This is a genomic window from Streptomyces sp. NPDC020597, from assembly GCF_044335095.1.
Lineage (GTDB): Bacteria > Actinomycetota > Actinomycetes > Streptomycetales > Streptomycetaceae > Streptomyces.
The window spans coordinates 512,327-526,167 of record NZ_JBIRUL010000001.1 but is presented as its reverse complement, the minus strand read 5'-3'; the positions used below and the strand labels follow the sequence as shown (position 1 = coordinate 526,167).

Below are 13,841 nucleotides of genomic sequence, written 5' to 3'. Positions count from 1 at the left end.
TGGCCTGGGCTGCCGGGACCGGGGTGCGGGCGACCGCGGGTGCCCCGGTGGCTGCGGTCGTTCCGGATCGGGAGGTGGTCATCTGGTCTCTCCTTCAAGGGTGTTGCGGTGGGCTGCGGCCAAGTGCGGGAGCGCGGGCGTCGTGCGGTCGGGGCACGGTGGGGGATGCGCCGCGTGGGGTGGTCGCGGTGGCTGCGGGGACTGGCGGGGGCGGGCTCGCGTCAGCACGGCTGGTCCGTTCCCGCGTGGGCCGAGGCCCGGGTCAGCGTGCGGGCGGCGTGGACCAGGAGGACCAGGGCCGCGCTGCCGCAGACGAGTACCGGGACGCCGGCCGGCCCCCAGGCGGCGGCCAGGTCGTTCACGGGGACGGCCAGGAGGTCGCAGCCGGGCAGGCGGCCGGAGAAGACCGCGGCCGGGGCCAGCGCCTCGGCCGCGCCGGCCGCCCCGAGGACGACGGCGGGGGCGTGGGGGAAACCGTGCACGACGAGGAGGCGGGCCAGGAAGAGGAGGCCGCCGAGCGTGAGGGTGTGGCCGTATCCGGCGGGCTCGCCCAGGAAGGCCGCGCTGAGAGCGGTCAGCGCGGCGAGCGCGCACAGGAAGAGAGCGAGGACGCCGAGCAGCAACGGCTGCACGGAGGCGGCGAACTCGTCGAGGCCGCGGCTGGTGTCCAGCCGGCGGCGGGCCCGCGCGGCGAACAGGTGGGCGCACCAGGCGGCGGGCGCGCAGCCAAGGGTGAGGGCGAGCAGCGGTGCGGCGGCCGCGGGCCAGGGGCCGTCCGTCGTCCCGTCGGGCAGGCCGTCGGGGCCGCCGCCGACGGCGGCGCGCAGGAGGCTGTCGCCGAGCGCCGCGTAGGCGAGAAGCCAGCAGGTCCAGGCCTCCGTCCGGTACGGACCGGGGTGCGCCCCGCGCCGCCGGCTCAACGGCCCCCGGCGCAGCGCCGCGTGCACGGCGAGGACGACGGCGAGGAGGCCCGCCGCGGCGACGAGGAGAGCGGTGCGCCCATGGGTGAGGCGCACGCCGGTCACGGTGGCGGCGCACAGGACGCCGGGCAGCAGGGTGAGCAGCGCCCAGTCCAGGCGGGGCCGCGGGGCGGCGGTGGGCGCGGCGGGCGGCGGTGCGTCCCCGTCGCGTGGGACGCGGACGTACATCTCCTCGGCGAGGGAGAAGACGTCCCGGTGCCGGAAGCGTGCGGCGGTGCGGTCGGTGACCCCGTGGGCCTCGAGGCCGGCCGCGATCTCCAGCGGATCGACGGCCCGTTCGCACAGTTCGCGGTGCCGGTGCATCAGGGTCTTCACCGGGTCCGCTCCGCCGCGGCGGGGCGCGGCCGGTCCCGGACCGCCGGCCGCGGCGACCTCGTCGGCGGGTGTGCGCAGGCGGGCGCCGACGGCATCGCCGGCGGCGTGAGCGGCACGCGCGTCGACCCGGCCGGGGGCGTCCGCGGGGACCCCGTCGGCGGCGGCACCGGCGGCACCGGCGGCGGAGCCACTGTCGTCAGGGGTTGCCGGTCTGCCCGGTTCGTCCGGTCCGCTCATCGTGCTCCCTCCGTCGCGGCGACCGGCGAGGCGCCCCGGGCCTGTCGGTCCGCCGCAGCCCAGGCGGGACCCGGGCGGGCGGTGAACGACGCGCCCGGGCCGGCCCACAGGCCGGGCAGACACGCCTCGGGCGGGACGGCGAACGGCCGGGGGTCGCCGTCGTCGTCGACGAGGTACCGGCGCATCGGGGCCTGCGCGACGAGCTCGAGGTAGATGCCGTGGAACGCCGTGACGTTCTGCTCGACCGTGAACAGTTCGAGGGCGCGGGCGCGGGCGGCCGCACCCAGGCGCGCACGGCGCTCGGGGTCGTGCAGCAGGGCGACGCAGGCGTCCGCGAGCGCCCGCGGATTGCGCGGCGGTACGACCAGTCCGGTGCCTCCGATGACCTCGACCACCGCGCCGACGTCGGTCGACACGGTCGCCCGGCCGCAGAGCATCGCCTCGACCAGGCCGACCGGGAAGCCCTCGACGACACTGGACAGGACGACGACCGCCCCGGCCGCGTACGCCTCGGCGAGGGTGGCCGACTCCGGGCCGCCGATCTCCTCGAAGGAGACCGGGTTGTCGCCGACGGCGTGCGGTCCGTCCGCCTCGTCGGGGAAGAGCTGGGCAGCCAGCATCCGGCAGTGGCCGAGGTAGGCCCGGCCCTCCTCGCCGGTCGCCGCACCGATGATCCGCAGCCGGGTGCGGGGCTCCTGCTTGCGGATCTCCGCGAAGGCGTGCAGCAGGGACACCAGGTCCTTCGCCGGTTCCACCCGGCCGACCCAGACCAGCGTGTGGGGGTCGGCGGCGTCCGGGGAGTCGCCCACGTCGGCGAAGCGGGACGTCTCCATGCCCGGGTAGACGGTGCGCAGCTTGGCGCGGTCGGCGCCGCACCGCTCCTGCCAGCGGCGGGCGTGCGCGTTGCCGGGTGTCACGCACGCCGCCTGCCGGTAGACCTCGGCCGCGAGCCTGCCGTGGAAGGCCGCGAGCAGGGCGCGCACGGCGGGAGCGGGGGTGTGAGCGGCGGCGGCCGCGGCAGCGGACGGCGGGCTGCCGGGACCCTCGCAGGAGGCTCCGTGCCCCGAGCTCAGGTAGTGCGTGCGCAGTCGCACCCCGTACTCGGTGACCAGGAGCGGCACGTCGAAGAAGTGGCGGGCGAGGAGTCCGGGCAGGGCGGCCGCGCCGCCGGACGCGGCGTGGCAGACGTCGACCGCGCCGAGGCCCCGGCCCGCCTCCTCGCCCTGGTCGTCGTACCAGTCGAGCGAGAGGGGGCGCAGGGCGCTTTCGAGGTGTGCGGCGACGGCGAGCAGATCGGGTACGCGCGCCTCGCGCGCCGTGCGCAGCGCGCCGGGCGCGCGGCAGGCACGCTCCAGGGCGCGCACGGCGCCCTCCGAGCGGAGCGCTCCCACCAGGCCGCCCTCGTCACGGGCGAGTTCGGCGAGGCCGTACAGCGCAGTGGCGAAACGGTCCGCCTGAGCGGTCGGAGCGGCCTGCGGGAGGGCAGCGGCGTCCGACGAATCCCCCTCGCACAGGGCTGCCGCCAGCTCCCCGTAGGACTCGGCGAAGCGCCGGCGCGCCCGTCTGCCGTGGGCCGCCCCGTCGTCCCGCGCCGTCCACAGCGGTGCGGTGCGCACGCGGCTGACCTGCGGCGGCAGGGCGACCCAGCCGGCGTTCTCCTGGCCTTCGGTCCGGCTGAGCGCGTACACCTCGAACTCATGCTGTTCGAGGCCGCGCACGAGCCGGTCGCACCAGAGTCCGGCGTCACCGCTCACATACGGATAGCCACCCTCCGTCAGCAGTCCGATGCGCACGCGCACTCCCGATCTCCCGTTTGGTGAGCCGTCGTTGACCCGGCGGCTCGCAGCGGGAAGAACGTATGCGGACAAGGCGGTGGCGCGACGGACGGTTGTCCGTCGCGCCACCAAAAGGGGTGAACGGTCGTAACTTTCCCGTGCGGGTCGCGTTCGGTCGCGCTAAGAGATCATCCGACTGCGCAACGTCACTCCGCGCGGTCGGGGACGGCGCCCCTTCGGCCCGCCCGCCGCCGTGCGCGCCCTGCGGGCGGCGACCGCCACGCCCGACCGGTCGCCCTCGATCGCCGTGCGGACCCGCCACGGAGCGCCGAGACAGTCGCGTCCGGGAGGAGGCGTGCCCGGGGAGGCGTGCCGAGCGGCGTCAACTCCCGGGGAAAGCCCAGGCGTTGGGCTTGCAGTGGATCCCGTCGTGGTCGAGGAACTTCGTCTGCTGCTGCATGACGGGCGCGAGCTCGCCGTCCTTGTCGCAGGTGACATGGCCGAAGCCGAGCCGGTGGCCGACCTCGTGGTTGATCAGCATCTGCCGGTAGGCGTACATCGCGTCACCGAAGGTCGACGATCCCTGTGCCCACCGGTAGGCGTTGATCATCACGCGCTCGGTGGCGGCCGAGTCGCAGGAGACGTTGTCCTCGGTGGTGTCCAGGCCCGACTTGGCGCACCACTCGGCGGTGGTGCCGGGGCTGGCGAGCGTGATGACGAAGTCGGGCTTGCCCGAGTGGATCCGCTCGAAGGTGCGGGCGCCGCCGTGGGCCCAGCTGCGGTCGTCGTTGAGCGTCTTCTGCACGGCCTGGGCGAACAGTTCGCCGTCGAGCCCGAGCCCTTGCTCGACGTCGACCCGGTAGGTGTACTTCCGCCCCTTGCCGGGCGCCTTGGCGACGCCCGCGATCGCGTCGAACCTCCCCGGCCCCTTGAGCCCGGCGGCCAGGGGGTACTTGGCGGACATCTTCTGCGTGTACGTCAGCGGGACGACGCCGGGCGACACCGAGGGGCTCGGCCGGTCGTCCCCGCGCGTGGCGTCGTCGGCGGAGCCCCGTTCGGCCCGCTCGGTCGCGGACTGGGACCGCACGGCCTGGTCGTCCCGCCCGTCGGTGACCTGTCCGGCCACCACGACGGCCAGCACCGTGGTGACGGCGGCGGCCGCGATGCCGGTGAACGCCCGCCCCTTGCCGCCCCTGGCGGCGGACACGGACCCGTCGGCGGGCGGCACGCCGTCGCCCCGGCCGGCGGCGACCGGGGCGCTCTCGCGGGAGACGGCGTCCGTGTCGGACGCGGGGGTGTACGGCCCGCGCTCCCGGGGGCGCGGCGGCGCGTACGTCGGTCTCGCGCGCGTGAAGACGTCGTCTTCGTCGTCGGGGACGAAGGCGTCGAGATAGTCCTGGCGTGGCCCCTGGCGCGCCCCGTGACCGGAAGGACGGGGGCCCTGGCCCGGGGCGCTCGGGGGAACGGGTCGCTGGCGCGGTATCACGGGCTGCCCGGTACCCGGCTGACGCGCTCTCAAGTCCCCCCAGCCGCCTCCGGTCTCACGCTGCTCGGGGTGACCGCCGCGGACCTGCGGGAACCCGTGGGCGGGCGTCCCGTCGACGAAGCGGGGCACACCGTATCCCGGGGTGCCGTCCGGGCTCAGAGGCGGGGCCTGGACGCGGCCGCCGTGGGCGTCCGCCCGCGACGGTCCCGCGGGACTCCCCTGAGGGGTCCCCTGTGACGCGCCCCGGGGGGCGCCGTCCCCCGCACGCTTGGGCGCGGGTCCACGCCGGCTGTGACGTCCCACGTCGGCCTCAGCCCCCCGGGGTCTCGGTAGGGGCCGCGGTGTCGGCCAGGAGTTCCCGGAAGGCTCTCGCCACCGTGTCGGGGTACTCCATCATCGCCACGTGCCCGGCGTCCGGCAGCGTCAGCAGACGGGAGCCGCGGAAGGCACGGGCGGAGCGCTGGGCCATGCGGTAGCCGACGAGCTGGTCGCGGCCGCCGTAGACGAGGAGCGTGGGGGCGAGGACCCGCTCGGCCTGGCGCCACAGCCCGTGCTGCCCGCCCAGCGTGTAGGCGCTCAGCAGCCCGCGTGTCGAGCGCGTCAACGCGTCCCAGAAGTACGGCAGTCTCAGCCGCCGCTCCAGCTCCTGCACCGCGTCGCGGAACGCCTCCGGGCTGACCCGGCCGGGATCGCCGTAACAGAGGCTCATGACGCCGCGGACGCGCTGTTCGGCGGTCCACTCACGGGTGAGCCGGCTGAAGAGCGCGGCCACACCGGGCAGGCCGACCAGGCCCGTGGGGACGGCGGTGCGCTGCACCCGGAGCTCCGGGAGGGCGGGCGAGACCAGCGTCAGGGTGCGCACGAGGTCCGGGCGGACCGCGGCGACCCGCGTGGCCACCGCGCCGCCGAGGGAGTTGCCGAGGAGGTGGACGGGGCCGAGCTCGGATGCGTCGAGGTAGCGGATCACGGCACGCGCGTGCGCCGTGATGGAGTAGTCGCCGTCGTCCGGCGGCGGGGAGTCGCCGAAGCCGGGGAGGTCGACGGCCTCGCTGGCCACCACCCCGTCGAGCGCGGCCATCAGCGCGGACCAGTTCTGCGAGGAGCCGCCGAGGCCGTGCACGTAGAGCGCGGGCTGCAGTCCCTCGCGCGCCGGGGGCCGCGAGCGGACCGTCAGCGTGACGCCGGGCAGCCTCACGGACCGCAGTCGCTCGCCCTCCGCGACCCGTACGGCGGCCGCCTTGGGCAGCGCGCTGGTGGGCGGCACGGAGGGGAGTTCGGTCGAAGACATGCGGGCAATGTTACGAGACGATCACGCGCGACCTTGTGTGTTCGCCGTCACACGCGTGGGCGGTGTGCCCGATGAGGCGGTCCGCGCGGCGTCCGCGAGCCGGTCGGCGTCCGGGCGCCGGCCCGGGGCCGGGCAGATCCGCTCCCAGGGGTCATACCTGCGGGAATCAGGGGCACTCCGCACACCGATCGCATAGCGTCCGAAACGGGTGTCTCCTAGGCTCGTATCGAGGGCACCCGCTGGTGGCCCCCGCAGTTAGCAGGGGCGTTCGTAGGAAGGGAGCCCGCCATGACCGTTGACCCCAGCGACCCGGAAGCCTTCGGCGAGGACGACGACTTCGGGGAGATCGACGTGGAGGCGCCCGAGGAGGACACGGCCGAGCAGTACGCGGACGTCACGCAGGAGCGCGACGATCCACTGGAGGAGGCCGATCCCGCCCGGGCCAACGAGGCCGATCTCGCCGAACAGGCGCGCGTCGTCTCGATCGACGAGGACGACTACCGCTGAAGGGCGCTGAGCAGGAACGGAGGTCGAGTCTGCCCGGAACCTACCGTTTCGAAACCATCTCGGCCACTTCTGTCCTCGTCCAGTCCGTGAAATTCTGCGCTCGCACCGCGCACACCGGGGTTACCGAAAAGTACGATGACGGCGCGGCGCTCACCGCAAGAGGACGACCTAGGGAGGCGGCGTGACAGCCATCGAGCAGACAGAGGCGGCGCGCCCGCGGGGCACACGCCTGCCGCGCCGTGCCCGGCGGAACCAGCTGCTGGGCGCCGCCCAGGAAGTCTTCGTCGCACAGGGCTACCACGCGGCCGCGATGGACGACATCGCCGAGCGGGCCGGCGTCAGCAAGCCGGTGCTCTACCAGCACTTCCCCGGCAAGCTCGATCTGTATCTCGCCCTGCTCGACCAGCACTGCGAGTCGCTGATCCAGGCCGTGCGCGGCGCGCTCGCGTCGACGACCGACAACAAGCAGCGCGTCCGGGCCACCATGGACGCCTATTTCGCGTACGTCGAGGACGACGGCGGCGCCTTCCGCCTCGTCTTCGAATCGGACCTGACGAACGAGCCGGCGGTGCGCGAGCGCGTCGACAAGGTCACGGGCGAGTGCGCCGAGGCGATCTGCGAGGTCATCGCAGAGGACACCGGCCTCTCCCGCGCCGAGTCGATGCTGCTCGCCTCCGGCCTCGGCGGCCTGGCGCAGGTCGTGGCCCGTTCCTGGCTGCACAGCGACCGCAGCGTGCCGCGCGACCAGGCGGTGCAGCTGCTGGCCTCGCTGGCGTGGCGGGGCATCGCCGGGTTCCCGCTGCACGGGATCGACCAGCACTGAGCGGGCGGGGCGGGCAGATGTTCCCGCCCGCTGTTCGCTCCTGGCGTGGAAGGGCGCACCGTGCACGTCCCCTCACCGGGCTAATGTGTGCAGCGTACGGCGCGGACGCCCGCGCATCTCATGACCGTCGGAGGGACAAAGCCGTGGAGGTCAAGATCGGCGTGCTGCACGCGCCTCGCGAGATCGTTCTGGAGAGCGGTCAGACTCCCGAGGAGGTCGAGCGCGTAGTGGCCGAGGCCCTGGCCGGGAAGTCGCAGCTGCTCAGCCTCGTGGACCAGCACGGCCGCAAGGTCCTGGTTCCGGCCGACCGTCTGGCCTACGTCGAGCTGGGCGAGGCCGCCCCGCGCAAGGTGGGCTTCGGCGCACTGTAAGGCGCAGCGATCCGCGGGAGGGGCCCGGCGACCGACACGGTCGCCGGGCCCCTCCCCTTTGCGGGCTCCCCCTGGCGGGCGCGCTCTTCGGGGCTGCCCCGCCTCCCGGCGCCGGCTCGTCGCGACGACTCGCCGCGGCTCGTCCCGCCACTGTCCCTGTGGCCCCGTCAGCCCCGTCCGTACCGCCGCGCGGACGGCGCACGACACGGCCCCGGGGGAGGATTGCATTCCGCAGGTCACGGGTATGACGCGCTACGACGTTGGTGCACAGCCCCGCCGCCTGGGAGGGACCCAAATGATCTTGGAAGCGCTCGGCTCCGCTGTGCTCGGTCTCGTGCTCGCGTGGGCGGCGGTCACCCGCCTCTCCCACCGCCTGCCGGTCCGCACGCTCGTCTTCGCGACGGGGGTCGCCGGAGCCCTGTTCGGTGACTTCGTCACCCGCAGCGCGCTGGGTTCCGGCAGCATCCTGGCGAGCCTCCTCGGCGCGGCGATCATCTCCGCCGCCTCGCTCTCCCTGCTGCTGCGCCCCGCCGGAGGGCTGCGCCGACGATCGGCGCCGGCGTGACCCCGGGGGTGGCCGGGGCGCCGAGCTGAGGCGCCCGGCCCGCCCTGCGTATGCCCGCCTTGCGTATGCCCGCCCTGCGTATGCCCGCCCTGTGTATGCCCGCCCTGCGTATGCCCGCCCGACGCCGGCGGCCCGTCCGAGGCCCGCGCCGCCTCAGGCCGCGAGCCCCAGAGCGGCCATCCGCTTGGTGTGCGCCTCGGTGATCCGGGAGAACATCCGGCCCACCTCGGCGAGGTCGAAGCCGTCCGCGACCCCGCCCACCAGCATCGTCGACAGCGCGTCGCGGTCCGCGACCACCCGCTGGGACTGCGACAGGGCCTCGCCCATCAGCCGCCGGGCCCACAGCGCGAGCCGGCCGCCGACCCTCGGCTCCGCGTCGATCGCCGAACGGACCCGGTCCACGGCGAAACCGGCGTGGCCGGTGTCGTCGAGCACCGCCAGCACCAGCGCGCGGCTGTCGGTGTCCAGACGCACCGCGACCTCACGGTAGAAGTCGCTCGCGATCGAGTCGCCGACGTACGCCTTGACCAGGCCCTCCAGCCAGTCCGAGGGGGCCGTCTGCCGGTGGAAGCCGTCGAGCGCGGCCACGAACGGCTCCATCGCCAGCGTCGGCTCCTCGCCGATCTCCGTGAGCCGGTCCCGCAGCCGCTCGAAGTGGTGGAACTCCGCCGACGCCATCTTCGCCAGCTCCGCCTTGTCCGCCAGGGTGGGCGCCAGCTTGGCGTCCTCCGCGAGCCGCTCGAACGCCGCCAGCTCGCCGTACGCCAACGCGCCCAACAGGTCCACGACCGCGGCACGGTACTGCGGGTCGGCGGAGGCCGTCGCCCAGTCCTGGGCCGCGATTCCGGTTGCGGTGATCTCGGGCTTGTCAGAGGTCGTCATGCAGCGCACAATAGCCCGCCCACCGCGGCGTGGAAGTCCCTGGTCAGTCAGTGTGACGACGAAGACGCAACGGACCGGTCCAGTCACTGTGACAACCACAACGTGACCGAATCAGCCATCGCATGTGCGCGATTCCGGGGTATGGTGGTAATGCGCCTGCCGAGTATTCGACGGGCCGCACGTATGAGGATGCCCGGTCGGTGGCCCGATCGGCTCCGACCCGACAGCCCTCATGGCTCGTACGGCACATCGCGTACGCCGGCCAGAGGGACACCCTCAGCGGTACGAGCGCTAGAGCGTCGGCAGAGGTCCCGTGCCATACGGCTTGCCGTGAGCGGTTCGCCCGTAAGGCATCCGACGTCCCCGGCACGGTCCGTCACGACCCCCGCGCTCGCCTCGCACCGCGTACACAGAAGAGGCAGCACCCTGACTACGTTCCGAGAGCTCGGAATCCTTTCCGAGACCGCCGAGGCCCTCGAGGCCGTCGGCATCACCACCCCCTTCCCCATCCAGGAGATGACGCTCCCGGTCGCCCTGACGGGCACGGACGTCATCGGACAGGCCAAGACGGGCACCGGCAAGACGCTCGGTTTCGGCCTCCCGCTCCTCGAGCGGGTGACGGTCCCCGCCGACGTCGAGGCCGGCCGCGCCCGTCCCGAGGACCTCACCGACGCCCCGCAGGCGCTCATCGTCGTCCCCACGCGTGAGCTGTGCACGCAGGTCACCAACGACCTGCTGACGGCGGGCAAGGTGCGCAACGTACGCGTCCTCGCCATCTACGGCGGCCGCGCCTACGAGCCCCAGGTCGAGGCCCTGAAGAAGGGCGTCGACGTCGTCGTCGGCACCCCGGGCCGTCTGCTGGACCTCGCCGGCCAGAAGAAGCTCGACCTCCGGCACATCCGCTCGCTCGTCCTCGACGAGGCCGACGAGATGCTCGACCTGGGCTTCCTGCCCGACGTCGAGAAGATCATCAACATGCTTCCGGCGAAGCGCCAGACCATGCTGTTCTCGGCGACCATGCCGGGCGCGGTCATCGGTCTCGCACGCCGCTACATGTCGCAGCCCACACACATCAACGCCACCTCGCCGGACGACGCGGGCCGCACCGTCGCGAACACCAAGCAGCACGTGTACCGCGCGCACAACATGGACAAGCCCGAGATGGTCGCCCGCATCCTGCAGGCCGACGGCCGCGGCCTGGTCATGGTGTTCTGCCGGACCAAGCGCACGGCGGCCGACCTGGCCGACCAGCTCCAGCAGCGCGGCTTCGCCTCCGGCGCGGTCCACGGCGACCTCGGCCAGGGCGCGCGCGAGCAGGCGCTGCGCGCCTTCCGCAACGGCAAGGTCGACGTGCTCGTCTGCACCGACGTCGCCGCCCGCGGCATCGACGTCGAAGGCGTCACCCACGTCATCAACTACCAGTCCCCCGAGGACGAGAAGACGTACCTGCACCGCATCGGCCGTACCGGCCGCGCGGGCGCCAAGGGCATCGCGATCACCCTCGTCGACTGGGACGACATCCCGCGCTGGCAGCTCATCAACAAGGCGCTGGAGCTCGACTTCAGCGACCCGCCGGAGACGTACTCCACCTCCCCGCACTTCTACGAGGACCTCGGCATCCCCGCGGGCACCAAGGGCATTCTGCCGCGCTCGGAGCGCACCCGCGCCGGGCTCGACGCCGAGGAGATCGAGGACCTCGGCGAGCCGGGCGGCCGCGGTGCGCGCGGTCGCGGTGACCGGGGCGGACGAGGCGGACGGGGCGAGTCCCGTTCCGGCGAGCGTTCCGCGGACCGTTCGGACGAGCGTTCCGACGACCGCGGGCGGGCGGCCCGCACGCCGCGTCGCCGTCGTCGTACCCGCAACGGCTCGCCCGTCGACGCGGCTGCGGCGCCCGCCGGGACCGCGCTGGACCAGGGTCCCGTCGCCGAGCCGACGCCCCTCGCCGAGGAGGCCGCCGGCCCGCGCACCCCGCGCCGTCGCCGCCGTACGCGCAACGGTTCCGCGGAGACGGCCCTCGCCCCGGTGACGGCCGTCGAGCCCGCCGCCGACGCGGCACAGACGGCCGTGACGACGGCGGAGGGCCCCGCCCTCGACACGCCGGAGACCACGACCGACGCGCCGACCGAGGCGTCGAAGCCGCGCCGCCGCCGCACCCGCAGGACGGCGGAGTCCGTCGTCGAGACGGCGGAGCCGGCCGGCACGGCCGAAGCGGCCGAGCCGGTGGCGGAAGCCGCGCCGCGCCGCCGCACCCGTAAGGCGACGGCCCCGGCCGAGGCGGCCATCGACACCGTCACGGGCGTCACCACGGCCCCGGAGGCCGTCGCGGCGGCGGAGCCCGCGGTCAAGCCGCGCCGCACCCGCAAGACGGCCGCTGCGGCCGAGACCGCGGTCGACACCGCCGAGGCGGTCGAGGCCGAGCCGCGCACCCCCACCGCTCGCAAGGCCACGGCCGACATCCCGGCCCAGGCCGCGCCGGAGGCGGAAGCGGTCAAGCCGCGCCGCACCCGCAAGACCGCCGCCGCCCTGGTCCCGGCCGAGGCGACGGCCGCGGTCGACACCGCCGAGGCGGTCGAGGCCAAGCCGCGCCGCACCCGCAAGACGGCCGCCGCCAAGGCCACGGCGACGGCCCCGGCCGCCGCGGAGGCCGTCGTGGACGCAGCCGAGGCCACCGAGGCCAAGCCCCGCCGCACGCGCAAGACGGCCGCCGCCAAGACCGCCGCCGCGACGGCCGTCGACGCCCCGGCCGCTGCCGAGGCCGAGGTCAAGCCGCGGCGCACCCGCAAGGCCGCGGCGCCCGCCGAAGCCGCGGTCGACACCGCCGAGGGCGTCGAGGCCAAGCCGCGACGCGCCCGCAAGACGGCCGCCGCCAAGGCCGTCGCGGTCACCGAGATCGCCGAGGCGGAGCCGGTCGCGGAAGCCGCCGTCGCCCGTCCGCGGCGCACCCGCAAGGCCGCCGCCACCGCCCCGGCGGAGGTGGCCGTGGAGACGGCCGAAGGCGCGGAGCCGGCGACCCGGCGCCGTACGACCCGCAAGGCCACGGCAGACATCCCGGCCCAGGCCACGCAGGAGGCGGAAACCGTCAAGCCGCGCCGCACCCGCAAGACGGCCGCCGCCAAGGCAGTCGCGGAGCCGACGGACGGCTGAGCCGGCGAGCTCACGCGCGAGGGCCCGGTCCACACCCTGTGGACCGGGCCCTCGGCGTTTCCCGGCCCCCGGTACTCTCCCCCCGTGACCGACCCCAGCGAGCCCGTCCTCTCCGCCGAGTCCCCCGTCGGACCCGCCGAGCCCCGCGCCGTCGCGCCCGTCGGCGTCGGCACCTCCGCCGTGCCTGCCTCGTTCCCCCCGCCTCCCGGCGCCCGCGCCTACCGGCTGCGGACCGCGCGCGGCGCGTTCGCCGTGGTCGACGCGCCCGTGGCCGCCGGCGTGGAGCAGCGGGGTGTCGCGCTGCTGCTGCCGGGATTCACCGGGAGCAAGGAGGACTTCCACCGGCTGCACGGGCCCCTGGCCGCCCGCGGCTACCGGAGCGTCGCGGTGGACGGCCGGGGGCAGAACGAGTCCGACGGCCCCGCCGACGACGAAGCGCCGTACGCTCAGGACGAGTTGGCCCGTGACGTGCTCGCACAGGCAGCCGCTCTCGGCACGCCGGTGCATCTCGTCGGCCACTCCATGGGCGGGCAGGTCGCCCGTGCCGCCGTCCTCCTGGACCACTCCCCCTTCGTCTCGCTCACGCTCGTCTCCTCCGGCCCGGCGGAGATCTCGGAGTCCCAGAAGCAGCGGGTGAAGCTGCTGCACGACGCGCTCGCGGTGATGACGACGGCCGAGGTCTGGCAGGCCATCCTGGCGATGGGAGCCCCGGAGGAGATCGGCGGCCCGGCCCGCGGTTTCGGCGGCCCGGCCCAGATGCAGCAGCGCTGGATCAACCACAAGCCGGCCCAACTCCTCGTCACCGGACGCCGGTTGTGCGTCGAACCGAACCGGGTCGCGGAGCTCGCCGCCGTCCCGCTGCCCTTGCACGTCCTGTCGGGTGCGACGGACGACACCTGGCCGGTGCCGCTCCTCGACACGATGGCCGAGGAACTGCGGGCGCACCGGACGGTCGTACCGGACGCGGACCACTCCCCCAACCAGGATCAGCCGCTGCTGACGGCCCGCGGTCTCGCCGACTTCTGGGACGGCCTCTAATCTTGTTCTTTAACCCTGGTCAGCGGATCCTTCGACGAGCTTCATGAGCGGAGCCAGGATCCGGGGCAGGTCGTTCTCCGAGGTGATCACCTGCTGGTCTTGCCAGGTGTACTCGGTCTGGGAATCGATGAAGAGCAGGGAAGCGCTTCCCGATTCCCATACGAACAGCTTCCCCAGGCGTTCGTCCGACTCCAGAGTGAGGCTCACGGCCGCTGCCTTCGGGTGCCCTCTGGCTGCTGTGCCAGGGGCTGGCTGATTCACTGTTGGGCTGATCCCGCGAGAGCGGAGTTCGTGTTCTTGTGCGGCATGCCAGTCCACGAGCCATTGAACGATCTCCGGCATCAGGCCCCTCGTTGTCGCAGTCGAACGAGTCGTCGAACTTGATCGTACGGAGGACGTTCGCCGGACGCTGGGGCGGCCTTCGTCTGAT

The 13,841-nt window shown here is 74.3% G+C and carries 12 protein-coding genes; 6 read left to right on the top strand and 6 right to left on the bottom strand.

Going from position 1 to position 13,841, the window contains the following annotated elements; translation table 11 throughout:
* Positions 1-221: 221 nt before the first annotated feature.
* From ACH4ZA_RS02500 to ACH4ZA_RS02485, 4 genes are all read right to left on the bottom strand, one after another.
* Positions 222-1,532, bottom strand: a complete 1,311-nt coding sequence (locus tag ACH4ZA_RS02500) for a hypothetical protein (protein ID WP_398427649.1) — start codon at positions 1,530-1,532, stop codon at positions 222-224.
* On the bottom strand, positions 1,529-3,325 hold the full coding sequence (locus tag ACH4ZA_RS02495; protein WP_398427648.1) for a DUF3492 domain-containing protein: 1,797 nt from the start codon (positions 3,323-3,325) through the stop codon (positions 1,529-1,531). The genes ACH4ZA_RS02500 and ACH4ZA_RS02495 overlap by 4 nt, the downstream gene beginning before the upstream one ends.
* Positions 3,326-3,689: 364 nt before the next feature.
* A complete protein-coding gene (locus ACH4ZA_RS02490) occupies positions 3,690-4,793 on the bottom strand; it encodes a DUF3152 domain-containing protein (RefSeq protein ID WP_398427647.1) in 1,104 nt (367 codons plus the stop codon).
* A gap of 310 nt (positions 4,794-5,103) precedes the next feature.
* Positions 5,104-6,081 carry an alpha/beta hydrolase gene (locus ACH4ZA_RS02485; protein WP_319280623.1) on the bottom strand — a complete coding sequence of 326 codons (978 nt, stop codon included), beginning with the start codon at positions 6,079-6,081 and terminating at the stop codon, positions 5,104-5,106.
* A gap of 288 nt (positions 6,082-6,369) precedes the next feature.
* On the opposite strand from ACH4ZA_RS02485, the gene ACH4ZA_RS02480 reads away from it, so the two are divergent.
* The 4 genes from ACH4ZA_RS02480 to ACH4ZA_RS02465 all read left to right on the top strand — a co-directional run bounded on the left by ACH4ZA_RS02480 (position 6,370) and on the right by ACH4ZA_RS02465 (position 8,347).
* Positions 6,370-6,588, top strand: a complete 219-nt coding sequence (locus tag ACH4ZA_RS02480) for a hypothetical protein (protein WP_319280625.1) — start codon at positions 6,370-6,372, stop codon at positions 6,586-6,588.
* Between the two features lie 181 nt (positions 6,589-6,769).
* Positions 6,770-7,411, top strand: coding sequence for a TetR/AcrR family transcriptional regulator (locus ACH4ZA_RS02475; protein WP_107442030.1), 642 nt, complete (start codon positions 6,770-6,772; stop codon positions 7,409-7,411).
* A 143-nt stretch (positions 7,412-7,554) separates the two neighbouring features.
* On the top strand, positions 7,555-7,782 hold the full coding sequence (locus ACH4ZA_RS02470; RefSeq protein WP_189920010.1) for a DUF3107 domain-containing protein: 228 nt from the start codon (positions 7,555-7,557) through the stop codon (positions 7,780-7,782).
* 295 nt (positions 7,783-8,077) lie between these two features.
* On the top strand, positions 8,078-8,347 hold the full coding sequence (locus tag ACH4ZA_RS02465) for a hypothetical protein (RefSeq protein ID WP_319280626.1): 270 nt from the start codon (positions 8,078-8,080) through the stop codon (positions 8,345-8,347).
* A 153-nt stretch (positions 8,348-8,500) separates the two neighbouring features.
* On the opposite strand, the gene ACH4ZA_RS02460 is transcribed toward ACH4ZA_RS02465, so the two are convergent.
* Entirely contained in the window at positions 8,501-9,238 is a 738-nt protein-coding gene (locus ACH4ZA_RS02460; RefSeq protein ID WP_306949411.1) for a ferritin-like fold-containing protein, read from the bottom strand.
* Between the two features lie 507 nt (positions 9,239-9,745).
* Between ACH4ZA_RS02460 and ACH4ZA_RS02455 the strand changes: the two genes are divergently transcribed.
* Positions 9,746-12,373, top strand: coding sequence for a DEAD/DEAH box helicase (locus tag ACH4ZA_RS02455; RefSeq protein ID WP_398427646.1), 2,628 nt, complete (start codon positions 9,746-9,748; stop codon positions 12,371-12,373).
* Positions 12,374-12,553: 180 nt separating this feature from the next.
* Positions 12,554-13,411 carry an alpha/beta hydrolase gene (locus tag ACH4ZA_RS02450; protein ID WP_319280634.1) on the top strand — a complete coding sequence of 286 codons (858 nt, stop codon included), beginning with the start codon at positions 12,554-12,556 and terminating at the stop codon, positions 13,409-13,411.
* A 9-nt stretch (positions 13,412-13,420) separates the two neighbouring features.
* Here the strand turns inward: ACH4ZA_RS02450 and ACH4ZA_RS02445 are convergent, their stop codons facing one another.
* Positions 13,421-13,618: a hypothetical protein gene (locus tag ACH4ZA_RS02445; protein ID WP_398427645.1), complete on the bottom strand. Its 198-nt coding sequence runs from the start codon at positions 13,616-13,618 to the stop codon at positions 13,421-13,423.
* Positions 13,619-13,841: the final 223 nt, after the last annotated feature.

What these genes read in the sequence shown, in the direction of transcription:
- ACH4ZA_RS02500 (WP_398427649.1), bottom strand. Translation starts at nt 1,532, where the DNA reads ATGAGCGGACCGGACGAACCGGGCAGACCGGCAACCCCTGACGACAGT.
- ACH4ZA_RS02485 (WP_319280623.1), bottom strand. Translation starts at nt 6,081, where the DNA reads ATGTCTTCGACCGAACTCCCCTCCGTGCCGCCCACCAGCGCGCTGCCC.
- ACH4ZA_RS02480 (WP_319280625.1), top strand. Translation starts at nt 6,370, where the DNA reads ATGACCGTTGACCCCAGCGACCCGGAAGCCTTCGGCGAGGACGACGAC.
- ACH4ZA_RS02465 (WP_319280626.1), top strand. Translation starts at nt 8,078, where the DNA reads ATGATCTTGGAAGCGCTCGGCTCCGCTGTGCTCGGTCTCGTGCTCGCG.
- ACH4ZA_RS02455 (WP_398427646.1), top strand. Translation starts at nt 9,746, where the DNA reads ATGACGCTCCCGGTCGCCCTGACGGGCACGGACGTCATCGGACAGGCC.